We start from the raw sequence: 21,397 nt of genomic DNA, 5'->3' as shown, positions 1-21,397 counted from the left end.
TTCGCACTGCCGGGGGCGAGGCTCATGCTCCCTCACGAGGCGGGCATGATGGACGCGGTGTTCACGGGGGAGCACCGCGCCCAACCTCGCCACACAGGAGCAACGGCCATGGACGATCGCCGCCGACGCGGCCGGCCACCCGGCCTCCTGGTCGACCCGACCCCTGCTGAGGGCCTGGACTTCACCGTCGACGTCCGCGTCGGGTGGCTGCTGCGCAGCTGGCGCTTGTACGGCGCCCCGGACACCGGAGCCCGCGCCTTCTCCGCGGCCCTCGTCGAGGCGGGCGTGTCCGCCGACCCGAGCCGGCTGAGCCGGTGGGAGACCGGACGGCTCGCCGCTCCCCTCGACGTGGTCGCCGCCTACGAGACCGCCCTCGGCCTGACCCGGTCGGGGCTGGTCGCCTTCTGCATCAGCGCCCGCAAGCTCGCCCGCCCGGACGCCTCGGCGATCGCCGCCGTCGAGACCCACCGGGTGTCCGCCGACCGCTTCGAGCAGGTGCTCGAGGAGGTCGTCGACGGCGAGCCCACCGGGGCCGACTGGCTGGACTTCGGCAGCTACGTCGCCACCCACACCGACCACGTCATCCTGCCCACGTCGCTGTGGCGCACCGTGGCCACCCGGCTGCTGCGCGAGCTCGGGCTCTCGGTCGGGCCCGCCTACGCGACCCGCAGCGAGGCCGCCCTGCTGCTGGCACGTCATGCGCGGGCCCGCCCGGCCCTGACCCACTCGATCGGCCAGTACGTCACCACCCCGGACTCCCTGCTCGTCGCGGACCCGATCGCCCTGCTGCAGAGCATGGACACCCCGCAGGCCGGCGACCTGACCCTTCTGCTGCTCGAGCAGCCGCCGGGCCAGATCCGGTACGGCGCCGCCTGGGTGGCCGCCGCGAAGGTGCGCCGCAAGCAGTTCGACGAGGCGCAGATGCACCGGCTCGAGGCCATCGTGGTCCGCATGGTCCGCGAGGACGGGCTCGCCGACGGTGGCCTGTTCAACCGGGTCGCGGACCTCGTGGCGGTGCTCCCCGACGACATCCAGGACCGGATCCGCCAGGCGACCCACACCGCGGCCCGCGTCGACCCGCTCATGGCGGCGGCAAGCGATGTCGCCACCAAGACCTGGCCTCGCTCGTTGGTCGTCAAGGTCTGCTCCGGGGTGGCTCGTCCCTCCGGCGAGCCGGACGACCCGCTGCTCGAGCGGCTGGTCGAGGAGGCGCTGTTCCACCGGATCGCCGAGCGCAGGTTCCATGCCTCGCTCAGCCTCGCGCTCTCGCCGTACGGCCCGCGGATCGCGGCCGGCTGCGCGCGGCTCGTCGCGCGTGCGCTGGACGGCGAGCCCGTCGACCCGCAGCTGGTCGAGAAGACCCTGGTGCTGCTGACCTTCATCGGCACCGAGGCGGAGCGCGACCTCCTGTGCCGGGTCGCGGAGGGCGACGCCGACGCGCTGCGCACCGCGGCGTACGTCTGCGTGGCGCACCTCCCGCCGGCACCCGGCGAGAGCCGTCGTCCGGCGGTGGTGCCGCTCCTGCGCGCGGCGAGCCCGGCCAACGAGGCCGTCGTCCGCGCCGCCCTCTACTGCGCGGGGATGACCGCGGACCCGGTCCTGCACCAGGTGCGCGACGACGCGGACATGCCGGAGTGGGTACGCCGCGCGGCGGGCTGGTGGCTGCGGGAGGGGCCCGCCTGCCACGAGCCCATCCACCGCGGCACCGCCTGACCGTCCTCGGCGTGCCCGGGCGTGGTCAGTGCTTCTTGCCGTGCGGGATGATCTCGATCTTGCTCTGCGCCTCCGCCTTCGCGTGCTTCTCGGCGCGTTTCTCCTTGAGGGACTTACCGGCCTTCTTGGACATGTGTTGCCTGGGCGACTTGTCAGCCATGGCTGCTCCCTGGTCCGGAAGCCTGGGTGGCTCCGCACTGCTGACGGTACGCCTCCCGCGGCCCGCCGTCGCCGGGTTTCCGGGACCGCGTGCGCTGGGCCACCGGCTCCCGGAAGACGTGCCCATGGTGTCGGTGCAGTCGGGCCCAACGGCACTGTCCCCGGGGCCGTCCGCGCGTAGCGTCGGAGGGAGAAGGGAGCAGTCATGTCGAACGTCGATCCTGCACGAGACACCGAGCTGCGCGACACGGCGATCAAGCGGCTGAAGAAGCGCCGCGACTTCCACGGCCACCTCCTGGTCTACGTCCTGGTGAACGCCTTCCTGGTGGTGATCTGGGCGGTGACGAGCCCGGACGGCTTCTTCTGGCCGATCTTCCCCATCGTCGGCTGGGGGATCGGCGTGGTGATGAACGCCTGGGACGTCTACTTCGCCCAGGACATCGGGGAGCGCGAGATCCAGCGCGAGATCGACCACATGCTGCACCGCCGCTGACGAGGGGTACGGCGGCGCCGGCCCCGTGGCTCCGGGGCTGGTCGTCGGTCCAGGGCCCGGGCCGCCCCGGTGTCAGCCGCCCAGTGTCAGCTGCCGCTGGTGGAAGGCGAAGTGCACGGTCCCGTAGTGGTACACGTCGAGCAGGCTCATCGTGTCCGAGAAGAACGGGTCCCACCCGACCGGGAAGTGCATGCGGCGGGCCAGTGACCCGTCGGTCTCCCGGTCCAGGTGTCGGTGCAAGGACGCGATCGTACGGTCGAGCTGCCGGGTCAGCCGTCCGCCGCGGAACACCAGTGCGCCTCCGCAGGAGCCCAGGTAGTTCACGACGTGGAAGGGCCGGGTGCCGGCGTCCAGCGCGCCGGCGAACACGCGGCTGAACCCGTCCGGCAACCTGCCGAAGGTGCGCACCAGGCCGAGCAGGGCCCGGACGACCATGTACCCGAGCACCATGTGGAACAGCAGCTGGCCGTTGGTCCACCGGGTGCCGTCGGTGGCCCGGCGCAGGTCGGCCGCGGAGGCGTCCGCCACGAGAGCGTGCAGGGTGGCGCGTGCTCGCTCCAGTTCCTCGTGCACCGTTTGCCGGTCCAGGGGCGGCTCACTCACCGGGGCTCCTCTCGTGGCGGGTCGCCACCAGTCTCCGCCGGCCGCGCCGCTCGTCAAGGACCGTACGTTCAGCGCACGAGGCGCGCGGCGTCCCCCACCGCCAGCGTGCCGGGCCGGACCACGTCGGCGCCCAGGTCGTGACCAGGTGGAGGGGACCCTCGTCGAAGTGCGCGACGGCCTCCTCCGGCGCGAGCGTCACCGGCCGGCCGACGTACACGGAGAGCGCCTCGTGGATGCCGCGGTCGTCACCGCGGACCGACCGCCCGTCGGGGAAGGTCACGACCGGGACGTCGACGTCGTACCGCGCCGTCAGCCCGAGCAGCCCGTCCATCCTCCGGAAGCGCGCCGCGTCGTCTTGCCGCTGCCGAGCTTGCCGGGTCCACAGCCCCGATCGTGGCATGGCCGGGTGACAGCGGGGCGCCCACGCGCTCCCGACTTCCCGGTCCCACGTACGCCGCGCCCCGGCCGGGTGGATGCTCGACGTATGCATCAGCAGGGAGACGGTGCCGCCGGGCTGCTCCAGCGCCTGACGCACCGCTCCGGCGCCACGGTCCTCTGGCTCGCGAAGCGGGTCGTGTTCCTGGGCGTCGTCGTCCTTACCGGGTGGGCGATCTTCGAGCTGCTCGTGGTGCCGATCATCGAGGACGACGACCCGGCCCTCGCCTTCGTGGTCCTCTGGCTGGTGATGGCGTACCTCGTCCTCCCGCGCCTCCAACGCCTGCTCACCAAGATCTACGTGCCCGACTACTTCGTGGGCCGGGCACGGACGAACGAGGGACTGCTGGGCGACCCGGTGAACCTCGCGGTGATGGGCACGGAGGACGCGCTGCTCCGCACGATGCGGGACGCCGGCTGGACCCGCGCCGACGACCTGAGCTTCCGGACCGGGTTCCGGCTCGTCCGGGACACCCTCGTGCGGCGCCGCTACCCGGCGGCGCCGGTCAGCCCGCTGTTCCTGTTCACCCGGCGGCAGGACCTCGCCTTCGAGCAGGAGATCGTCGGCAAGCCGTCCCGGCGCCACCACGTGCGCTTCTGGAGGTGCCCGGAGGGCTGGTACATGCCGGGCGGGCTGCGCGTGGACTGGGTCGGCGCCGGCACCTACGACCGCAGCGTGGGGTTCTCCGCGTTCACGCTGCAGATCACGCACAAGATCGGCGAGAACACCGACCTGGAGCGCGACCACGTCCTGCAGACCATGGAGCAGGCCGACGGGGTCACCTCGGTCCGCTGGGTGCAGGACTACTTCTCCGGCTACCACGCCCGCAACGGCGGCGGTGACGCGATCAGCACCGACGGCAACCTCCCGGTGGTCCGGCTCAGGGAGCCGGCGCATCCGCCCGGGGCCGGTTCAGGCGGGTGACGAGGTCCAGCTCGCTCCGCAGGGCGCCGGTCAGCGTGTCGAGGTCCGGGAAGTGCTCCGGGTCCACGACCGCCGTGACGGTCAGCGTGCCGGCGTACGACAGCACCTCGAAGTAGACCGTCGTGTTGCCGCCCTCCCCCAGGCCGACGGGGACGGCGGAGACGATCGGGGAACCGTTGAAGCCGAGGGGCTGCGCCGGGCCCCGGACGTGGCTCACGAGCGTGTGGAACCGGTGCTGGTGGCGCATGTACCAGTGGTAGCCGCCGAGAGCCGCGAGCGGCCGGAACAGCCAGCCGAGCAGGGCGATCGGCGGCGGCCCGGTCGCGGCCTCCTTGTGCGTGCGGACGACGGCAGCGACCCGCTCCAGCCGCTCGCCCACGTCGCCGGTGGCCGGGACGGGCACGATCAGCGGGCTGACCATGTTGCCGAGCGCCCCGTCGGCGGTACGGCGGCCGGACACCGGCACGGTGACCACGAGCTCGTCGAGCGACTCCCCTCGGGCCAGCAGCACCCGGCGCAGTGCTCCGGCGACGGCGACGAGGACGGCGTCGTTGGTGGTCGCACCGTGCCGGTGGGCCGCGGCTCGCAGTGCCCCGAGGTCGGCACGGACCACCCCGAGCCGGCGCCGTGGCCCGGTGCGCCGGACCAGCGAGCAGGGCGCGGCCCGCGGTGGCCGGAGGCCCCCGTCGGCGGACATCGACGCCCGCAGCAGCCGCCAGGCCTCCGCGGTCCGCCGCACCGCGCGGGCACGACCGCGGAGGGAGTCGAGGGCGAGGCTGCCTCGCGTGGGCGCGGGGCGCGGGAAGGACACGTCGGCCGCGCCGGGTCCGTGGTCGACCAGGTGGGCGAGGACCGCCAGCCCGCCGATCCCGTCGGCGAGGACGTGGTGCAGCACGACGACCAGGGCGACCCGGCCGTCGGCCATGCCGGTGACGAACACCGCCGACCACAGCGGCGCCGTCCGTCGCAACGGGGTGAGGATCGCGCCGAGCGCGACGTCGAGCGCGGCCTGCTCGTCGCCCGGTTCGGGGCAGGAGACCGCGTGGACGTGGGCGCGGACGTCGAAGTCGGGGTCGTCGGCCCAGATCGGGGCGCCGCAGCCGAAGGGCACGCGGACCAGCCGCTGGCGCAGCCGGGGGACGGCAGCGGCACGCCGGGCGAGGACCCGGCGGGCGCGGGCGAGGTCGAACCCGCTGACCGGGTCGAGCAGGAGGACGATGCCGAACTGCTCGGGCACCTGCCCGGTGTCCATCGCCAGGAACGCACGGTCGGTGGCGCTGGCCCGCTCGATGACCGGTCGCTCCGCGCGGGACACCGGCCGCCGCGCCGTACGGCGGTGGCCTGTCGGGGTCATGCCTCCAGCCAACGGGACGTGTATCGCCGACGCCAGAGCCGATGGTCCTCGGCTCCGTTCGCCGTCCCTTCCCGCGGCTCAGCCGACGGACGCCGCCGGCCCGACGCCTGACACGTCCCGGCGACCGGCTGCGCTCGGGGCCGCGGTGCCGCGCCACATCAGGTACGACGTGGCGAACCCCCACGTCGCCAGGAGGACCATCGCCACCAGTCGAGGGGTCGAGTCGAAGAGGCCGACGTACGGCACCATCACTCCGTGGAGCATCCACGCGAGCCCCGAGGCGACGGCCACCGCTCCCAGCCAGCGTGGGTACGTCGACCCGAGGGCCATGGCCAGCCCGATGAGCCCGAGGGCGAGTCCCAGGAGGATGTTCGAGTAGCTCTGGAAGGCGTACTCGGTCCACCGCACCGACTTGGCGGCCGCGAACAGGGTGGCCCTCTCGTCACCCGAGGCGGCGACCCAGCCGTCGGCCGCCCACTTCAGGGCGACTCCGTCCACCGCCTGCAGGGCGGTGAACGCGGCCGCCGCCGGCACGGACGCGGCGAGGCCGTACCTCGCCAGGGCGGCGCTGAGCGCGGACCCGTGCTTGATCGCGTGGTAGACCCCGACCAGCCCGGCGAGCACGAGCAGGACCCCCAGCCACTGGGCGAAGTGGATGGCCACCCAGGCCTCGGTGCCGGCGTACTCGGTGAAGACGCCGGGGTTGTCCATGGGTGCGCGCTGGTGGGGATGGATGGCCGTCGCGACGACGACGATGAGGATGCCGAGCGGCAGTGCCGCCGCGGCGAGCCGGATGGTCCAGGTCTCCTCCCCGCGCAGAGGCGGGCGGGACTCGGTGTGACGCGGTTCCATGTATCTCGTTCCCTTCGCGCTCAGGGAAGAAGGCGGGGCTGGCAGACGCAGCGGTGAGCGTCATGTCGCCGGCCCGGAGACCAGGCCGGGTGCACTCAGCACACACCCCGGGCGGGGACCCTCACAAGGTCAGGAGCAGCGCCCGGGCACGGCGCTCTAGACCTTGATGCCGCCGACCGTGTCTCGCGGGTTGTCGGACTGCATCCGCCACGCGGCGACCACCGCGTCCTCGACGGCTGCCGCGTCGCCGTTCTGCAGAGCCGAGACCACCTGCGCCGCGAGCGTCAGGTCACGAGGGGGCAGGGCTCACGAGACTGCGCCGCGGCGGGTGCGCGGGCGCCGGTCCGTTCGGCCCCGATGCCCGCGGTCACGACGAAGGCGATACCGAGGACGGACCAGACCGGCGGCACCTGGTGGAGCAGCAGGAGGCCGATGACGAGCGCGATCGCCGGCTCCAGGCTCATCAGCGTCCCGAACGCCGCGGTGGTGATCCGGCGCAGGGCCAGCATCTCGAGGCTGTACGGCACCACGGGGAGCAGCAGGGCGAGTCCGAGCCCGACCAGCACGAGCTCGGGAGTCAGCGTCGGGATCTCGCCCTGCGGCCCCACGACGACGGTCGCGACCAGTGCGGCGACCGGGATGGACAGACCCAGGCCCTGGATGCCCGCCACCTGGTCACCCACGGCCTGGGTGAGCAGGATGTACGCCGCCCAGCAGGCCCCCGCACCGAGCGCGAACGCGACCCCGACCAGGTCCGCGCCGCCCTGCCACGGCTGGGTGAGCAGGACCAGGCCGACCGCGGCGAGCGCCGGCCACACCAGCAGCCGGACGTGCCTGCTCCGCGCGACGGCCACGGAGAGCGGCCCGAGGAACTCCAGGGCGCTCGCGGTCCCGAGCGGGAGCCGCTGCACCGCCTCCATGAACAGCATGGTCAACCCGGCCGTGACGACCCCCAGCACGACCGCCGCCCCCAGCACCCGACGGCTCAACGAGGCCGGCCGCGGCCGCACGATCACCAGGAGCAGGACGCCCGCGAAGAACAACCGCAGCCAGGCCGCGCCCTGCGCGCCGATCTGCTCGAACAGCCCGACGGACACGGCGAGGCCGAGCTGGACGCAGGTCATCGCGCCCACTGCCATCGCAGCGCCGGACCCGGCGGTGCCCGGGTGAGTGCCTCTCGTGCTCATGACCTCAGTACACACGGACGGAAACGTTCACGTCCACGTGATCTTGATGGACAAACCATTCAGTGATCCTGAACGATAGGGGGATGGACCCACGCCGCCTCGAGCTGCTGCTGCAGCTGTCACGACTCGGATCCATGCGCGAGGTGGCCGAGACCATGAACGTCACGACCTCGACGGTCTCCCAGCAGATCGCCGCCCTGGCCAGGGAGGCCGGCACCGAGCTGCTCGAGCACGAGGGGCGTCGCGTGCGGCTGACCCCGGCCGGGCGGCGCCTCGCCGACCACGCGGTCAACGTCCTCGCCGCCCTGGAGGCCGCGCGGGCCGACCTCGACTCCACCACCGAGCCGGCCGGCACGCTCCGGGTGGCGGCGTTCGCCACGGCCGTGCGCCAGGCGCTGCTGCCGGTCGCGCGCACCCTCGCCGAGCAGCACCCGCAGGTGGTGCTGAGCATCCACGAGCACGAGCCGGCCGAGGCGCTCGAGCTGCTGGCCGGCGACGACGTCGACCTCGCGCTGACCTACGACTACAACCTGGCGCCGGCTCGCTTCGACCGCACCCTGGTCAGCCAACCCCTCGGGAGCACGGAGTGGGGCCTGGGTGTGCCCACCGGCGAAGGACGGCGCGGAGGTACAGCGCTCGACACGTTCGGCCGGTTCCGGGACCGCGACTGGATCGTGAACTCACGCAACACCGCCGACGAGGAGGTCGTCCTGACGCTGGCGTCCCTCGCCGACTTCTCGCCGCGCGTGGCACACCGCGCCGACAGCCTCGACCTCGTGCAGGACATGATCGTCGCCGGCCTGGGCGTCGGCCTGCTCCCGGCCGGCCAGCCGACCGCGCGCGGGGTGACGCTGCTCCGGCTGCGGCGCCCCGACGTCACCCTGCGCGCGTACGCCGTGACCCGGCGCGGCCGGTCGCTGTGGCCGCCCCTCGCGCTCGTGCTGCGCCTGCTCGAGGACGCGTCGTTGAGCAGAGAGTGAGCAGCGCCTGCTCAGCGGACCGCGTCGATGAGCAGCAGCGTCGCGAGCGCCGCGAAGGTCAGGCCGGCGAGGCGCGTCGTCGCTGTCGCAGCACGCCCGTCGGGCGCCAGTACCTCGCCGAGCTTGCCCGCCCCTACCCCGACGCCGGCATCGACCGCCAGACCCACGAGCAGGAAGATGAGGCCCAGGGTGGCGAGCTGCAGTCCGGCCGGTCCGTGCCCGGTACGGACGAACTGCGGGAGGAAGGCCGCGAAGAACAGGATGACCTTGGGGTTCGTCACGTTCGTGAGCACCGCCCGGCCGAGGAGGTTGCGGTCCGGCGGCGGACGATGCGCGGCCGTGGGGCGGCTCCCCGCGGACCGGAGCGTGGTGAAGGCAAGCCACGCCAGGTACGTCGCACCGAGAAGACGTACGACGTCGAGCGCAGCCGGCGCCGACTGAAGCACCAGGGCGAGGCCCAGCGCGGTGGCCGTCACGTGAACCACCATGCCGAGCGCCATCCCCACGGCCGAGAGCAGGCCGGCACGGGCGCCCCGGTCCAGGGCGACGGCCGCGATGAACGCGTTGTCCGGACCCGGCGCGACCGTGACCAGGACGACCGCCGCGACGAAACCGGGCAACACCGCCGGATCGAGCATGACGCCTCCCTAACGCACAACCGGGAACTAATACGTTACGCCGATCCGTCGAGCGGCGCAACGCGCTAGAGGCAGATAACCCGTTACTCTGGAGGGGTGAGAGCAACCGTCGACACGATGCCGCTGGCGACCCTGGTCGACCTCGTCAACGGCTGGGGCAGCCGGCCACGGCTCGAGGCGGGCGAGCAGGGCGACCCCTACCCGCCGGCCTCGGACGTGTCGGGTCGGATGGGGTTCCTCGAGCCTGCGGTCCGGTGGGACGAGCGGACGCTGGTCGACGTCGCGGACCGGCTCCACCCGGTCTTCGCCGCCGCTGACGCCGACGAACGCCGCGCCCTCGTCAACGACATCCTCACCTCGGTGGCCGTCCGGCCCTGCGTGCGACGGGACGGCGACGCGTTCCGCGAGAGCTGGCTGGTCGAAGACAGCCGCGACGCCGTCCTGGCCGCCGCCGCCGTGGCGCTGCGTGACCACGTGGCGCAGGCCTCGGGGCAGCGGATGGGCACCTGCGGCGGGACGGACTGCGCCGACGTGTACGTCGACGGCTCCCCCACCGGGCGGCGTCGCTTCTGCTCCCTCACCTGCCAGAACCGGACCCGTGCGGCCACCTTCCGTCGGCGCCACCGCAACGCGAGCGGCTAGTGCGCGCGCGACCGCGCGGTTCGTGCGTCAGTACGCCGGAGCGGGATCCTTGGCGGCCTGGAACAGCAGGATCAGGAACCAGACGAGCACTGCCAGCGCGGCCACGCCCGTGAGAAGTACGAGCGGCGCGAGCTCGGGCTCCACATTAGCGCCGGCCACGAGGACCGCTAGCGCGGCCGCCGTACCGAGGTTGGACCACCGCACGACGTTGGCGGTGGCGCGGCGCGTGGGCAGCACCGACATGATCCCGGTGCAGGCGGCGAACACCACCACGGTCTCTGCCACCGAGACCGCGACGAGGATGATCGGGTGCTGCACTCCGGCCCATTCCGGTACGGCAGGCAGCACCGCCGCGGCACACGTCGCCGACGTGACAGCGAACCACCGCCGCGCGTCCGGCTGCGACTCACCCACCGACCGGAACAGAGCGTGCGCCGCTACCGCGCCGATGACCCACCCGATCGGGTCGGGCAACAGGTCGACGCCGCCCCCTATGCGGAAGTCGAGGACGACCAGCAGCAGCCCCCACGCGAGAGTCGCCAGCGGCCTCATCGGTGCCGCGAGAGTGACCATCTATGTGCTCCTGGTGAGGTTGCGTCAGCTCATCGTGCCGCACTGCGCGGACAGAGCTACTGGATTCGCGGAAATGGCCCTGGTCAGGTCGCTGCCGGCGTGTCGTCGACGAGGAGTCGTCGTACGGCGGCCCGTGACCCGAGCAGGGCCACCACGAGCAACGTCACGGGTATGAATCCGCCGAGGCTCACAGCGTCGCCGAAGACGAGGTCGACCAGTTCGAGTACGACCAGCTTGCTCCCGGCAGCGACCACCCACAACGACAGGGCGGCGGCGGCCTTGGCGCGCCGGGTCGTCGCGGCGCGGAGCCTAACGATGACCTTGTTCTTGAGGACGATCACCAGTTCCAGAGCGATCTTGAGCAGGAGTGCAGTCAGCAGCGAGAGGGTGAAGCCTTCGCTGATGACCGATGGGACGTACTCGATGGCGAGGTTGAGGACGACCACGTAGACGAAGAGGTCGATGACGTCGGCCGGCCGGGCGCGGAGCCACCGGCGGGCTGGACCTCGTGGGGGACGAGGTTCAGCGGAGGCCGCCAGCCCAGGCTCTGTCACAGCACGATCTTGACGCACATCGCGCTCGAACCGCCTCGATCCGCCGGCCGTGCACGACCTTGCGTCGGCAGTCTCTCGGATCGCGGCACCTACGTGCGTCAGCCAGGCACGTTCATGGTGGACATGAGCGTCTCGAACCTCAGACCATGGCTCTGTGGACGCGACCTACCCAGAAGGCAATGACCTCGACCCGTTCGCCGTTCCAGGCGTGGTCGACGGGGCTGACAGCGAATCCGGCGTCCCGTCGTTCACCCTCGCGGTCGATGGCGAGCTGTTCGACCTCCGTTCCGATGAGCAAGGCGGCACTCACTACACGTGGTTGAGCGGGCCGAACGAAGGCTACGGATTCAGTTCGAGCCCGACCCCCCGTCAGTCGCTGGAGGGGCACCGGGAGAACATCCGCACCTTCCTTGCTCAGATTGACCCCACGACGGGCTACATCGAGGACGACTGACGCCCGGCTTCGTCATCTCCCCCGACGGCACTGCTGCTTCGCGCCGGTGACGAGACTGCGCTCCTCAGACCCCAGACGGCGCGTCGTCATAGGCGGGATGGTGGCTCGCCACCTTGCGCGCCCCTACGAGGTGGCCGCCCAGGTAGGCGGCGACTCCCGAGACGGCCGCTCCGGCGAGGGCGAGCCCGGCCCCGGTGCCGTGCCGGCCTCGCCGGCGGGCAAACCACGAGGCCGCGTAGACGCTGATCGCGACGCCATTGGTGACAGCGTGGACGATGCCCACCCGCTTCTCGCGAGACCCGGCCGCCGACCACTCAGCCCATCCGGTCCAGGCTGTGGGGCCGGCCGCGAGCAGCCCGGCACCGACGAGCCTCTGGGCGGCGGCGGACGAGTCGGACCCTCCGAACAGGTCAAGCAGAGTGGCGGAGGTCCAGGTGCCGAGCGCGACGTCGGTGAGCAGCGGGTGGACCGCATGGCCGAGCCACTCGCCGCGCAGCACCGAGGCTCGCGCCCCGGTGCCGAACCAGGACTTGATCACCGGCTCCAACGCATGCACTGGCCGGTCGAGCGGCGCAGCCTCCTCGAGCCGCAGGGTCCAGCGCACGATCCTCGGGGGCTGTTCGGGGTTCATTCGCTTCTCCTCGGAGCCGTGTACGTCGAGCACATTCCATGGGTTCCTCGTGCAAGCCTTGCCCCGTGAGGCACACAAGGTCAATGCGATAGCTACCCGCGCCCTTGCCCCACCCACGCGATCCCCACACGGCCGACCTGGTCATGGCGGTCCCCTCGTGCAGCCCTCTCGAGACTCGCACCGGCCGACACGCAGGTGCCAGATCGCTGCGCGTCCCCCCGACGCGTCTGCCGGACCTATCGGCCACTGCCCGGGAGCGGTCGCCGCGACCCGGAGGTGCCAGGACTCACTCGGGGGATGGGTGGACCGACGACCTCGAGGCCATAACGGGGCCCCACCTCGTTCCACCGGCTGATCTCCTCGGCCATCGTTCGGCCCTCGTCCTCGCCCGGCATGCGCATGGCAGCTGCCGGCACCCCCACCTCGTCGTACAGCCCTAGGAGACCGCCCGGGACAGTGAGTGCGAGGAAGCGGGCCGGTCGGTCCCCCCGGATGCGGAACGCAAGCCGCGGGGAAGGTACATGAACCAGCCGGCGGACAGTTCGTACGTCTCCTCACCGGCGACGTAGGTGATCTCGCCGTCGAGCAGGTAGAAGGCCTCGGCCTCGTTGTGGTGACGGTGCAGCGGCGTGGCGATCCCCGGCGGTTGGCTCACGAGCGCGACGCCCAGCGCTCCGCCGGTGCACTCTGGGCCCGCGAGGTGTTCGAGCGACCCCATGGCCAGGAACGGGCCTGACCTCAAGCAACCACACCGCGATCGGAAGGTCCGCGCCCCATCAGCCGTTTGACCAACCTCACCGATCAGATCAGCTGGGCCGCCAGCCGCTACCGCCATTCCGATCAGGAGCAGTCCGCGGGCCAGCCGAGCCGCAAGCTCCGGCCCGGGATGTGGCCAGCGCAGCAGTGCCCAAACCACCAGCAGCAGCGGCACACCGAGGGCCAGGTGCTGGCTGGCTTTACCGATGTTGTCACCCATGACGGGGTAAACGCGAGCACCACCAAGACGACCGCCATGGCGGTCGCGCCGACGATGCTCACCCCGACAGGGTGCCGATTCCACAACGGTCATGACGCTGCCCCCTGACGACGGACCTGATCCTCTCCCAGCCACCAAGACCAATTCCGACCTGAGGTCGTATACATCGCCAATAGTGCCTAGCGGCTTACCGCGATCGAGGGGAAAACCGGGTCAGCCTCAGGTGCCGGGTCGAGTCTGCCAATCCGGTTGCGAACCACTGTCGACAAGCAACCGGTTTGGGGTGCCGTCCGGGGCGAAGATCCAGATCCCGGTGTCGGCGATCCTGCGGCCGTCCGGCGACCAGGTCGGCGACCAGTAACCGCACGCCCCCGGCACCCGATGCGCACCGGTCCCGTCACGGCGAATGATGAACGGGCCGGTACACCCCGCATCGAACCCCCGCGCGCGAGCGTAGACAAGCCGCCTGCCGCTCGGCGCCCAGTCCGGTGCGTCCTCGAAACGGTCCGGGGTCTCGGTCAGCCGGCGCAGCCCCGTCCCGTCCGGACGGACGGTGAACAAGTCGGGCCAGTCCACTTCGGGGTCGCCGGCCCTGTTCCCGATGAACGCGATCCGGCGGCGGTCCGGTGACCAGGCCGGACTGCCCGCAGCGCGCCACTTGGTGGGGTCGAGCAGGCGCCGGACCCGTCTGGTCTCGAACGAGTAGACGTACAATTGGGTCATGTCACCGCGGCCGCTGGTGAACACGAACCGTCGGCCACTCGGTGCCCAGGCCGGGGAGTAGTCGGAGGCCCGGTGCGAGATCAGCCGCTTCTTATTCCGACCGGCGGAGCCCATCACCCAGATGTCGGTGCGGTGGCTGCCCCCCGGACGCACTCGAGTAAAGAGAAGGCGCCGCCCGCCCGGCGACCAGGCAGGGTCGCCGACGAACGCGGACCGGGTCAACTGGCGCAGGCCCGTGCCGTCGGGACGCACCGTGAAGATGTCATAGCAGCTGCTGCACCTTGTGGTGGATTCGGCGACGAAGGCGATCCGGCCGTTCACACCCGGGGACGGCCGCTGCGCAGCGGCCGTCGGCACGGCCACAGTGGATGGGAGCGGGGCAAGCAGGGGTGCTGCGGTCAACATGGCTGCGGCGGCGAGGCCGGCGACCACTCGTCTGCCGCTCAGGTTTCCCACAGCCGCCTCCCCCGTCGTTCGACGAATGTACGCCCGGACCGGAGTCAGAGGCCAGAGGCCAGAGGCCAGAGGCCGCATCGAATCAGTCCGACAACCCCAGCACCGGCTCACAGCAGGCTCGCTTCGGCGAACTGTGGTAGCCCTGAGCGTACCGTCGGCGCATCACCGAGGAGCTCTCCAGGCGCCCGTCCTGCGAACTCCTCGGCGTCGGCCACACCCGTCTGGCAACCGTTCTCCTCGCCGGTCCCCTCGAGGACTTCTGGAGAACAGCGCTGGGTCACCATCGCCAAGGCCACCCATCATCCTCGGCGTGAATCAGTCGATGGTCGCCAGCTCGCCGACACCGACCGACCCCCTGCCACCAGCCCCGACTCGGCGCACGGCGCTGGTTCCTCGCCGGACAGCTTGAGGTCATCGCAAAGCTAGAGAGTCACGCCGGTGGGCGAAACCGTCCTCGGCGGCCCGGTGAACCGCGAGCTGTGGCTGCCTAGGGTCGCGATGAAGGACGACCGGAAGGGTGCTGGTGACGGGGTACGCGTTCAACGACGAAAGCGGTGAGCTGCTGGTGGTGTGGCAGACCGGAGCAGGAGACCGGGCCGCGGTGGTCACCCGAGTCCAACACCCGGTCGCGGGACGACGACTGGCGCAGACCCTGTCGATGCCGGCCAAGGCCTGCTGGCGCACCTACCACCCAGCGATCGCGGCTGACCCCGGGGAGGCCAACAGCACGGCGTGGCGGCGAGCCAAGGAGCGCGACGCATTCGATGCTGCCCTGGCCGCCCTGCGGCGGCCACACCTGCCCTAGCGAGGAATGGGCATGACCTCCTACCGAGGTCGAGGAGGCACCGGGTCGGCCGGACCTTGTACATCCTCGAGGACCCTCGGGGTGATCGACGCGGTGGAGGCCGAGGTCCGCCGGGAGATGGACGCAGTGAGCCGCGCCGAGCTCGGTGACCTGTCCAGGCGGGCCGAGCAGGCGGCGACCCTCTCCCGCGCCGAGTCTCCCCCACCACCCAGGTTCAGGCCGCCTGGGACCTACTTCACGCCGACCCCTCGGCTGTTTCCACACGCTGCTGACCACCCTGGACCCCACCGCAGCCGCTGCCTGGCTCCGAGGCGTCACCGAGGTGGCCACCGATGGCACCGGACTGCACTGGACCTAGGCGGTCACCGAGGCCGACAACATCGAGACACTGCCCTATGAGGCGCCGACCGCGGTACTGCAGGCCCTCGACGCCGACGCGACCCCCACCGAGGCCGTGCTCGCTCTCGTCCACGGTTCTATGGCGATCGCCGACGATGATGTCCCCAACCTCGGCGACCTGGAGCAGGTCGTGGAGGCACACGAACGGGCCGAGCAGTACGCACACACCGGCGTCACCGCCGAGGATCTGATGCCGCGCCGGCTATCGGGTGGAGCCGCCTGTCGGAATCGAACCGACGACCTATTCATTACGAGGCTCGGCGAGGGCTAGATTCGCTAGCACTGGTTGAGGGTTCCCGCGTGAACCGTGCGAACCATGACCGGTCGCGGGGCTCGATTCTTTCGGCTGTACGGCCAGAATGCGGCCACGGCCACAGGAGAGCCACCGACCCGATAACCAGCCCTCTTGCTCGTCGGTGTCCGGGGGCAAAGGGTGGCCGGAGGCCATCGCCAAGCGACGCGCAGCGCCCTTGCGGCCGGGTGCCGGCGTGCAAATCCTCGCGCATCGGGTCGGCGGCGAGAGTACCCTCGGCGTCCAGCCTGCCCAACGCGCCGTGCTGGTGCGGCGCGTCACTGAACTCAGGGGTGGCGGCGCTGTTCGAGTCAGGCCAGGCGCCAAGAGGCCCTTCTGCATGGCAACGTGCGGGAGGGCCTCTGAAATGCTTGGGTCGCTTACCTTGCCGGCGCGACGCGGGCGGGGTGCGCGGAGGGCCGAAGGCCCGGAGCGCGGGGGTGTCCCCGCCCGGCGAAGCGCCCGCGCCGAAGGCGCGCTTGAGCCAGTAAGGAAAGTCCTCACCTCACGTGGGACCGAACGACGGGAATGACGTGCGAACTAGCAGGTCGAGCCGTGAGCAAGGCTTACGGCGTGGCCTCGAGGAATGGCGGAAGTTCAGGAAGGGCGGAAGTTCTGACTGACCAATGAGGCGATACCGCCGCCAGAGGAACCAGGGGAAGCCAGGCGCCTGAGGAACGCCCACAAACCCAATGGTCCCGAGGTGGGACATGAAACCGTTTGCGTAGCCAGCGAACCTTGAACGATTAATGTTGTCATCATCGCGGTCAGTCCGGGCCCGTCCATCACACCATGTCCACCTGCTCGCCATAGTGGCCAACCATTCCCACCACCCCACTGCTGCAAGCCGCCCCCGTACCTTTCGAAGAGAACCTCGGCATCTCCCCTCGCTGTGCATCAACTCAGCAAATATGGCGCGCCACGCTTGCATATGTGACACGAGGAGTGATCTCGTTTCGACTCACGGTTGATCAGGATGTCCAGCCGCTACGCACATGATCCATTCAGATCGCGTGTGACTACGCACCTCCGGCTGGAGCAGCTCGGGAGATAACGAAAGGGACTGCAAACCGATGGTTGAGCACCCCCTTGTGTCCAAGATCTCGATCACGGGTCTCTTCGGTCACCTGGACCACGACATCGAATTCAGGTCGAGTGATCCGACAATTCTTACCGGACTGAATGGCGCGGGGAAGACGCATGTACTGCACATCCTACGAGCCCTGACGGTTTGTGACGCTCTCAGCCTTGGCGCTCTGCCATTCCACGTTGCCACGCTCACGTACAGCACTGGAGACCAGGTCGCTGCCGAGCGCTTAGTAAATGACGACGGCACCTCAGTACAGTTGCGCCACAAGAACCCACGAGGGGTTGAGGGCAAACCCCTCACCGTCCAGATGCCCAGCGACGACGACATCCGCGCCTCGCTTCCACCCTGGATACATCGCGTGGGCGATCGCTATCGCGATGAGCGGAACGGCGACTACCTTACTCTCGCAGCCGTGCGCGCCTACGCGCCGAGCAGAAACGTGCTGAGTCCTGAAGTTCAATGGGGACTGGAGCAACTGAGGCATGAAGTACCCAACATGCCTTCCTTCATTATCGACACGCGCCGTCTGGACGTGAGTCCTCCCGAGGATGATCCCGCATGGAGAAACGGGCGTTCCGCCAGCGGCCGAAACGCCACATCTCGCATCGAACACTACCTCGAGCGCGTGACGGCGCAGATGGACAGAGCACGCCGAAATGCTATCCGCTCTAGTCAGCAGGCAGACATTTCCTTCGCGGAGCGAGCATTAGCATCCGCCAGAAAAACTGTCAATGAACCCGCCTTGCGAGAGCGATACAACCAGGTTGTTGCCCAATACAATGACCTAGGCCGTAATGGTCTGACCGTCGGAGACGCGCCGATCCCATTCCCCGAGAAGACAAACCCGACCGTTCGGAGAATCCTCGACCCCTTCGTCGAGGATTGGGAGAAACGTCTCGCGCCCTTGGTGCCATTGAACGAGAAGATCAAGCTCTTCCGGGCACTGTTGGACGACAAGCTGGAATCCTCATTCAAGAGAACGTCGGCTCACGCCCAAGGCATTCACATAACCGACATCCACGGGAGACGCCTCAACGTCAATCGATTATCGTCTGGCGAGCAGCACTTGCTGGCGCTCTATACGAGGCTCCTCTTTGACACGCGTCGCGGGACATTGGTTCTGATCGACGAACCAGAGATTTCCCTGCACCCCGCGTGGCAACACGCGTTCGTTAGGGATATCGATCGCGTGGCGGAACTTGTCCCCATGCAGGTCGTGATCGCCACGCATTCGCCCTCGATCGTAAACGAACGGTGGGACCTAGAAGAGCCCCTGAGCATCTCAGCACCTCCGGATCCCGGACGGGATGAGGATCAAAGCGAGGCCTTTTTAGGGGTTGACGATGACGCTGACGAATAGCGTCTCCCTCCGCGAATACGAAGACCGAGCTGGCAGAATCATCTTCCACATCCGCGGAGTGCGTACTCCTGTCATCATCACAGAGGGCCCAACGGACGCCTTTATTCTGGAGTCGATGATCGACCGAAAGCGTATTCTTGACGTCGCGGGCCGTGTAAACGTATTGAACCTGAGCGAAAAGATGCTGGTACTCGGAGAATCCCGCTTCGTCTCGGTGTTCGACAGGGATTTTTGCACAGACCACTACCGCGAAGATGGACCATATCTTCCCTACGACGCCAACGACTTGGAGTCGATGTTGGTTGAAATGGGCCTACTCGGCGACCTTCTTCGAGTGAAGGGCCAGGAGGAGAAGATCAAGAAGCACGGCGGCATCGACGTCGTACTAGGCAAACTTAAGGATTGTGTCGTCCCCGTTTCTCGTTTGAGGCGCCGAAACGAGGCGGCGAGATGGGGACTCGACTTCGACAGCGCCGACCTCACGAAGTTCATCACTCAGACATCCCTGGAACTTGAGATCGACAGGTATTGCTCAAGTCTTTACAACGACCGGATCCGAAATGGTGATGGCAACCACCCTTCGCTCCAACAAATAAAGCAGGCAGCCAAGGAATCCGACGAACAACTGCATTACCGAGGAAAGGACTTGTTGTCGGCCGCCTCGGTGGCATTAAGGAACTACATTGGCAGTCTGAACAAGGCCCAAGCAGATGTAGATGGTCTCATTGATTCTCTCTACATGGCCGGAAAACACGCGCTCGGCAGTAGCGATTGGGCAGACAGATTGAGCGCACGCCTAGAAGGCAGGGCCGCCTAGCGAGAATGCTCTCTTGCATGCTCGTCTGTGCACGACTCCTTAGGCGTGGGTGGCATCCATGGATCTCCGAGTGCCCCACGGGTCGATCGTCAGAGCTGAGGGGGAGAACCCGGGCGTCAGGCGAGCTAAGTATCCGCCATGGTCAGCGCACCCGGGACTTAACGCTCGGGGGTACCCCGGTGCAGAAGCGCATCCGCGCCCGCCGCTGGAGTTCTGCTCCCATTCGACTGGTCTTCGCTAAGCCGACGACCAGGACGCCCGCTGCTCGACCACGCGATGCGCACGCGCCGGGTACCGGGCGACCAGCTGGCCAGGGGCGTGCGGCTGCCTAAGCGACCACCCGCCCGTGATCGGTTCCTAACCGCGCCACAGGTCCAAGCCCTGGCCGACAAGCTCGGCAAGGAGGGCGACCTGGTCCTGGCCATGACCTACCTCGGGCTGCGATGGTCGGAGCTCGCCGCACTCAAGGTGGCCGACGTCAACCTGGTCCGCCGGCGGGTGCACATCGTCGAGCGCGCGACGGAGGTCAGGGGCCGTGTCGACGTCGCTGCTCCCAAGAGCTCGGCGTCCAACCGGCACGTCGCGATCCCCGCCCTGCTCCTGCCGATGCTGACCGAGCGGATCGAGGGCAAGGCGCCCGACGCGTTGGTGTTCACCGCACCGAACGGCGGCTACCTGCGGAACCGGAACTGGCGACAGCGCTCTGGGTTCGACAAGGCGGTGAAGGAGCTCGGGCTGGTCGTGACCCCGCACGACCTCCGTCGCACGTTCGGAACCCTGGCCAGGGCCGCGGGTGCTGACCTTCGGTGGATCCAGAAGGCGATGGGACACGAGTCGATCACCACCACGGCCCGCATCTACGCGCACCTCTACGACGACGAGCTCGACTCCGTCGCGGCCGCTCTCGACGGATCGGACGGGGCGAATGAGTCAGCACGTTCTCGGGGGCATTTCGGGGGCACCGAAGGCCACATACGGCCAAAATGCGGCCACGAAGCGGCCTCTGGGCATGAACAAAGCCCAGGTCGTGATCGCCATTGTGGCGCTGACCTGGGCTTTTGTGTGGAGCCGCCTGTCGGAATCGAACCGACGACCTATTCATTACGAGTGAATCGCTCTACCGACTGAGCTAAGGCGGCCTCGTGCCCGACCACGGCCGGGCACGCCGGACGAGTATACGGACACCCGCGCAGATCTCCGAAACCGGGCTCGCCACGGCGCCTGGACCGAACGAGCCGCAGCCAGCTGCCCACAGAGCCTGCGCTCAGCGGTCCTCCAGCAGCGGACCGGCTGGGTCGTGCTTCAGGCCGAGCTTGCGGGCCGCGATCCCCGACAGCGCCTCCAGGGCAACCCGGTTCGCGAGGAAGGCCGTGATCTCCGCGTGGTCGTACGGCGGCGACACCTCGACGATGTCCATGCCGACCACCGGCAGCTCCAGGCAGATCCGGCGCACCGAGTCGAGCAGCTGGCGCGCGGACAGCCCACCCGGCTCCGGGGTGCCGGTGCCGGGCGCGTGTCCCGGGTCGCAGACGTCCACGTCGACCGAGAGGAACACCCCCTCGCAGTCGTCCAGGGCGATCTCGAACGCCTCGTCGAGGCAGGAGTCGAGGCCGCGCGCGCCGATCTCGGTCATCTCGAACGACCGCATCCGCTGCTCGGCCATCCACGAGAGGGTCTCGGGCCCGGGCCAGTAGCCGCGCAGCCCGATCTGCAGGAACCGGTCGCCGCGCAGCGCCCCGGACTCGATCAGCCGGCGCATCGGCTGGCCGTGGCCGTAGAGCGAGCCGAACTCGATGTCGCCGGTGTCCGCGTGCGCGTCGAAGTGCAGCATCGACACCCGGCCGAAGCCGTGGTGCCGCGCGACGCCGGTCGCGTCCGGCAGCGCGATCGTGTGGTCGCCGCCGAGGACGAGGGGTACGGCGCCCACCGCACTGACCTTGTGCACCGCCTCCTCGAGCGAGCCGATCGACCGCTCGACGTCCCCGGAGAACATCTCGACGTCACCGGCGTCGACGACGCGGATGTCCTGGAGCGCGTCGACCCGGAGCGCGAGGTGGGGCCGCGACCCGTCGTGCGGCAGGTAGCAGGTCTGCCGAATCGCCATCGGCCCGAAGCGGGTCCCGGGCCGGTGTGACGTACCCCCATCGAAGGGGGCGCCCACGATCACGACGTCCGCGCCGGCGTACGTCTCCGGCTCGTCGAGGTCGCAGCGGTCGACGCCGAGGAAGGTGAGGTCGGGGCCGTACTGGGGTCCGTAGCGGGTCACGGCCCCATCCTGCCCTGCGC

Annotated in this window: 24 protein-coding genes, 1 tRNA gene and 1 pseudogene; 12 read left to right on the top strand and 14 right to left on the bottom strand. The window is 69.6% G+C overall.

All coding sequences use genetic code 11. The annotated features are described in order from the left end of the window. The first annotated feature begins 108 nt into the window (after nucleotides 1–108). A complete protein-coding gene (locus K1X13_RS06445; RefSeq protein ID WP_221024126.1) occupies nucleotides 109–1,713 on the top strand; it encodes a hypothetical protein in 1,605 nt (534 codons plus the stop codon). A gap of 25 nt (nucleotides 1,714–1,738) precedes the next feature. Here the strand turns inward: K1X13_RS06445 and K1X13_RS19340 are convergent, their stop codons facing one another. Next, nucleotides 1,739–1,873 (bottom strand): hypothetical protein, encoded by a 135-nt coding sequence (locus tag K1X13_RS19340; protein ID WP_264082254.1) that lies wholly within the window; start codon nucleotides 1,871–1,873, stop codon nucleotides 1,739–1,741. Nucleotides 1,874–2,077: 204 nt separating this feature from the next. Between K1X13_RS19340 and K1X13_RS06440 the strand changes: the two genes are divergently transcribed. Beyond that, nucleotides 2,078–2,365: a 2TM domain-containing protein gene (locus K1X13_RS06440; protein ID WP_221024125.1), complete on the top strand. Its 288-nt coding sequence runs from the start codon at nucleotides 2,078–2,080 to the stop codon at nucleotides 2,363–2,365. Nucleotides 2,366–2,437: 72 nt separating this feature from the next. On the opposite strand, the gene K1X13_RS06435 is transcribed toward K1X13_RS06440, so the two are convergent. Then, nucleotides 2,438–2,968 carry a DinB family protein gene (locus K1X13_RS06435; protein ID WP_308249429.1) on the bottom strand — a complete coding sequence of 177 codons (531 nt, stop codon included), beginning with the start codon at nucleotides 2,966–2,968 and terminating at the stop codon, nucleotides 2,438–2,440. Then, on the bottom strand, nucleotides 2,961–3,299 hold the full coding sequence (locus K1X13_RS06430; RefSeq protein WP_221024124.1) for a hypothetical protein: 339 nt from the start codon (nucleotides 3,297–3,299) through the stop codon (nucleotides 2,961–2,963). The genes K1X13_RS06435 and K1X13_RS06430 overlap by 8 nt, the downstream gene beginning before the upstream one ends. A 153-nt stretch (nucleotides 3,300–3,452) precedes the next feature. Here K1X13_RS06430 and K1X13_RS06425 point away from each other — a divergent pair, with 153 nt between their 5' ends. Then, the gene (locus K1X13_RS06425) at nucleotides 3,453–4,328 is read left to right on the top strand and encodes an LssY C-terminal domain-containing protein (protein WP_221024123.1); all 876 of its coding nucleotides are present in this window, start codon (nucleotides 3,453–3,455) and stop codon (nucleotides 4,326–4,328) included. Here K1X13_RS06425 and K1X13_RS06420 read toward each other — a convergent pair. The 3 genes from K1X13_RS06420 to K1X13_RS06410 all read right to left on the bottom strand — a co-directional run bounded on the left by K1X13_RS06420 (nucleotide 4,285) and on the right by K1X13_RS06410 (nucleotide 7,721). Continuing rightward, a complete protein-coding gene (locus K1X13_RS06420) occupies nucleotides 4,285–5,682 on the bottom strand; it encodes a wax ester/triacylglycerol synthase domain-containing protein (RefSeq protein ID WP_221024122.1) in 1,398 nt (465 codons plus the stop codon). The genes K1X13_RS06425 and K1X13_RS06420 overlap by 44 nt on opposite strands. Nucleotides 5,683–5,760: 78 nt before the next feature. Then, complete coding sequence (locus tag K1X13_RS06415) at nucleotides 5,761–6,534, bottom strand: hypothetical protein (protein WP_221024121.1); 774 nt, start codon at nucleotides 6,532–6,534, stop codon at nucleotides 5,761–5,763. Between the two features lie 284 nt (nucleotides 6,535–6,818). Continuing rightward, nucleotides 6,819–7,721, bottom strand: coding sequence for an EamA family transporter (locus K1X13_RS06410; RefSeq protein ID WP_221024120.1), 903 nt, complete (start codon nucleotides 7,719–7,721; stop codon nucleotides 6,819–6,821). A gap of 83 nt (nucleotides 7,722–7,804) precedes the next feature. Between K1X13_RS06410 and K1X13_RS06405 the strand changes: the two genes are divergently transcribed. Continuing rightward, entirely contained in the window at nucleotides 7,805–8,701 is an 897-nt protein-coding gene (locus K1X13_RS06405; protein WP_221024119.1) for a LysR family transcriptional regulator, read from the top strand. Between the two features lie 11 nt (nucleotides 8,702–8,712). Here the strand turns inward: K1X13_RS06405 and K1X13_RS06400 are convergent, their stop codons facing one another. Then, complete coding sequence (locus K1X13_RS06400; RefSeq protein WP_221024118.1) at nucleotides 8,713–9,339, bottom strand: LysE family translocator; 627 nt, start codon at nucleotides 9,337–9,339, stop codon at nucleotides 8,713–8,715. 96 nt (nucleotides 9,340–9,435) lie between these two features. Here K1X13_RS06400 and K1X13_RS19615 point away from each other — a divergent pair, with 96 nt between their 5' ends. Beyond that, a complete protein-coding gene (locus tag K1X13_RS19615) occupies nucleotides 9,436–9,981 on the top strand; it encodes a CGNR zinc finger domain-containing protein (RefSeq protein ID WP_221024117.1) in 546 nt (181 codons plus the stop codon). A gap of 27 nt (nucleotides 9,982–10,008) precedes the next feature. Here the strand turns inward: K1X13_RS19615 and K1X13_RS06390 are convergent, their stop codons facing one another. Together K1X13_RS06390 and K1X13_RS06385 are read right to left on the bottom strand one after the other, a co-directional pair. Further along, on the bottom strand, nucleotides 10,009–10,554 hold the full coding sequence (locus tag K1X13_RS06390; RefSeq protein WP_221024116.1) for a hypothetical protein: 546 nt from the start codon (nucleotides 10,552–10,554) through the stop codon (nucleotides 10,009–10,011). A gap of 83 nt (nucleotides 10,555–10,637) precedes the next feature. Further along, a complete protein-coding gene (locus tag K1X13_RS06385) occupies nucleotides 10,638–11,000 on the bottom strand; it encodes a hypothetical protein (protein ID WP_221024115.1) in 363 nt (120 codons plus the stop codon). A gap of 262 nt (nucleotides 11,001–11,262) precedes the next feature. Here K1X13_RS06385 and K1X13_RS06380 point away from each other — a divergent pair, with 262 nt between their 5' ends. After that, the gene (locus K1X13_RS06380; RefSeq protein WP_225914531.1) at nucleotides 11,263–11,562 is read left to right on the top strand and encodes a hypothetical protein; all 300 of its coding nucleotides are present in this window, start codon (nucleotides 11,263–11,265) and stop codon (nucleotides 11,560–11,562) included. Nucleotides 11,563–11,626: 64 nt separating this feature from the next. Here the strand turns inward: K1X13_RS06380 and K1X13_RS06375 are convergent, their stop codons facing one another. Both K1X13_RS06375 and K1X13_RS06370 read right to left on the bottom strand, forming a co-directional pair. Next, a complete protein-coding gene (locus K1X13_RS06375) occupies nucleotides 11,627–12,193 on the bottom strand; it encodes a DUF2231 domain-containing protein (RefSeq protein ID WP_221024114.1) in 567 nt (188 codons plus the stop codon). A gap of 436 nt (nucleotides 12,194–12,629) precedes the next feature. Continuing rightward, nucleotides 12,630–12,848, bottom strand: a complete 219-nt coding sequence (locus tag K1X13_RS06370; protein WP_221024113.1) for a cupin domain-containing protein — start codon at nucleotides 12,846–12,848, stop codon at nucleotides 12,630–12,632. A 129-nt stretch (nucleotides 12,849–12,977) separates the two neighbouring features. Between K1X13_RS06370 and K1X13_RS06365 the strand changes: the two genes are divergently transcribed. Then, nucleotides 12,978–13,277: a hypothetical protein gene (locus K1X13_RS06365; RefSeq protein WP_221024112.1), complete on the top strand. Its 300-nt coding sequence runs from the start codon at nucleotides 12,978–12,980 to the stop codon at nucleotides 13,275–13,277. Nucleotides 13,278–13,388: 111 nt separating this feature from the next. Here the strand turns inward: K1X13_RS06365 and K1X13_RS06360 are convergent, their stop codons facing one another. Beyond that, a complete protein-coding gene (locus K1X13_RS06360) occupies nucleotides 13,389–14,348 on the bottom strand; it encodes a TolB family protein (protein WP_221024111.1) in 960 nt (319 codons plus the stop codon). 523 nt (nucleotides 14,349–14,871) lie between these two features. Between K1X13_RS06360 and K1X13_RS06355 the strand changes: the two genes are divergently transcribed. From K1X13_RS06355 to K1X13_RS19830, 5 genes and pseudogenes are all read left to right on the top strand, one after another. Next, nucleotides 14,872–15,153: a hypothetical protein gene (locus K1X13_RS06355; protein WP_221024110.1), complete on the top strand. Its 282-nt coding sequence runs from the start codon at nucleotides 14,872–14,874 to the stop codon at nucleotides 15,151–15,153. Nucleotides 15,154–15,631: 478 nt separating this feature from the next. Further along, nucleotides 15,632–15,823, top strand: coding sequence for a hypothetical protein (locus K1X13_RS06350; RefSeq protein WP_221024109.1), 192 nt, complete (start codon nucleotides 15,632–15,634; stop codon nucleotides 15,821–15,823). Between the two features lie 1,094 nt (nucleotides 15,824–16,917). Then, on the top strand, nucleotides 16,918–18,294 hold the full coding sequence (locus tag K1X13_RS06345) for an AAA family ATPase (RefSeq protein ID WP_221024108.1): 1,377 nt from the start codon (nucleotides 16,918–16,920) through the stop codon (nucleotides 18,292–18,294). After that, the gene (locus K1X13_RS06340) at nucleotides 18,278–19,111 is read left to right on the top strand and encodes a hypothetical protein (protein ID WP_221024107.1); all 834 of its coding nucleotides are present in this window, start codon (nucleotides 18,278–18,280) and stop codon (nucleotides 19,109–19,111) included. Before K1X13_RS06345 ends, K1X13_RS06340 begins: the two co-directional genes overlap by 17 nt. A 276-nt stretch (nucleotides 19,112–19,387) precedes the next feature. Next, nucleotides 19,388–19,975 (top strand): annotated as a pseudogene (locus K1X13_RS19830) (tyrosine-type recombinase/integrase); the annotation flags it as partial. A gap of 199 nt (nucleotides 19,976–20,174) precedes the next feature. Here the strand turns inward: K1X13_RS19830 and K1X13_RS06330 are convergent. Beyond that, nucleotides 20,175–20,250: transfer RNA gene (locus K1X13_RS06330), tRNA-Thr, on the bottom strand. Nucleotides 20,251–20,375: 125 nt separating this feature from the next. Next, nucleotides 20,376–21,377 carry an agmatinase gene (gene speB, locus K1X13_RS06325; protein ID WP_221024106.1) on the bottom strand — a complete coding sequence of 334 codons (1,002 nt, stop codon included), beginning with the start codon at nucleotides 21,375–21,377 and terminating at the stop codon, nucleotides 20,376–20,378. Between the last annotated feature and the right edge of the window lie 20 nt (nucleotides 21,378–21,397).

The sequence above is a fragment of the Nocardioides jiangsuensis genome, from assembly GCF_019679455.1.
GTDB lineage: Bacteria > Actinomycetota > Actinomycetes > Propionibacteriales > Nocardioidaceae > Nocardioides_C > Nocardioides_C jiangsuensis.
The sequence above is the reverse complement of the archived record's forward strand: the minus strand, read 5'-3'. Positions and strand labels throughout refer to the sequence as shown.

Bases quoted from the DNA above. Each gene is read 5' to 3' on its own strand.
- K1X13_RS06415 (WP_221024121.1), bottom strand. From the start codon at position 6,534: ATGGAACCGCGTCACACCGAGTCCCGCCCGCCTCTGCGCGGGGAGGAG.
- K1X13_RS06400 (WP_221024118.1), bottom strand. From the start codon at position 9,339: ATGCTCGATCCGGCGGTGTTGCCCGGTTTCGTCGCGGCGGTCGTCCTG.
- K1X13_RS06390 (WP_221024116.1), bottom strand. From the start codon at position 10,554: ATGGTCACTCTCGCGGCACCGATGAGGCCGCTGGCGACTCTCGCGTGG.
- K1X13_RS19340 (WP_264082254.1), bottom strand. From the start codon at position 1,873: ATGGCTGACAAGTCGCCCAGGCAACACATGTCCAAGAAGGCCGGTAAG.
- K1X13_RS06345 (WP_221024108.1), top strand. From the start codon at position 16,918: ATGGTTGAGCACCCCCTTGTGTCCAAGATCTCGATCACGGGTCTCTTC.
- K1X13_RS06430 (WP_221024124.1), bottom strand. From the start codon at position 3,299: ATGGACGGGCTGCTCGGGCTGACGGCGCGGTACGACGTCGACGTCCCG.
- K1X13_RS06410 (WP_221024120.1), bottom strand. From the start codon at position 7,721: ATGAGCACGAGAGGCACTCACCCGGGCACCGCCGGGTCCGGCGCTGCG.
- K1X13_RS06350 (WP_221024109.1), top strand. From the start codon at position 15,632: ATGGCGATCGCCGACGATGATGTCCCCAACCTCGGCGACCTGGAGCAG.
- K1X13_RS06445 (WP_221024126.1), top strand. From the start codon at position 109: ATGGACGATCGCCGCCGACGCGGCCGGCCACCCGGCCTCCTGGTCGAC.
- K1X13_RS06440 (WP_221024125.1), top strand. From the start codon at position 2,078: ATGTCGAACGTCGATCCTGCACGAGACACCGAGCTGCGCGACACGGCG.
- K1X13_RS06405 (WP_221024119.1), top strand. From the start codon at position 7,805: ATGGACCCACGCCGCCTCGAGCTGCTGCTGCAGCTGTCACGACTCGGA.
- K1X13_RS06375 (WP_221024114.1), bottom strand. From the start codon at position 12,193: ATGAACCCCGAACAGCCCCCGAGGATCGTGCGCTGGACCCTGCGGCTC.
- K1X13_RS06420 (WP_221024122.1), bottom strand. From the start codon at position 5,682: ATGACCCCGACAGGCCACCGCCGTACGGCGCGGCGGCCGGTGTCCCGC.
- K1X13_RS06425 (WP_221024123.1), top strand. From the start codon at position 3,453: ATGCATCAGCAGGGAGACGGTGCCGCCGGGCTGCTCCAGCGCCTGACG.
- K1X13_RS06340 (WP_221024107.1), top strand. From the start codon at position 18,278: ATGACGCTGACGAATAGCGTCTCCCTCCGCGAATACGAAGACCGAGCT.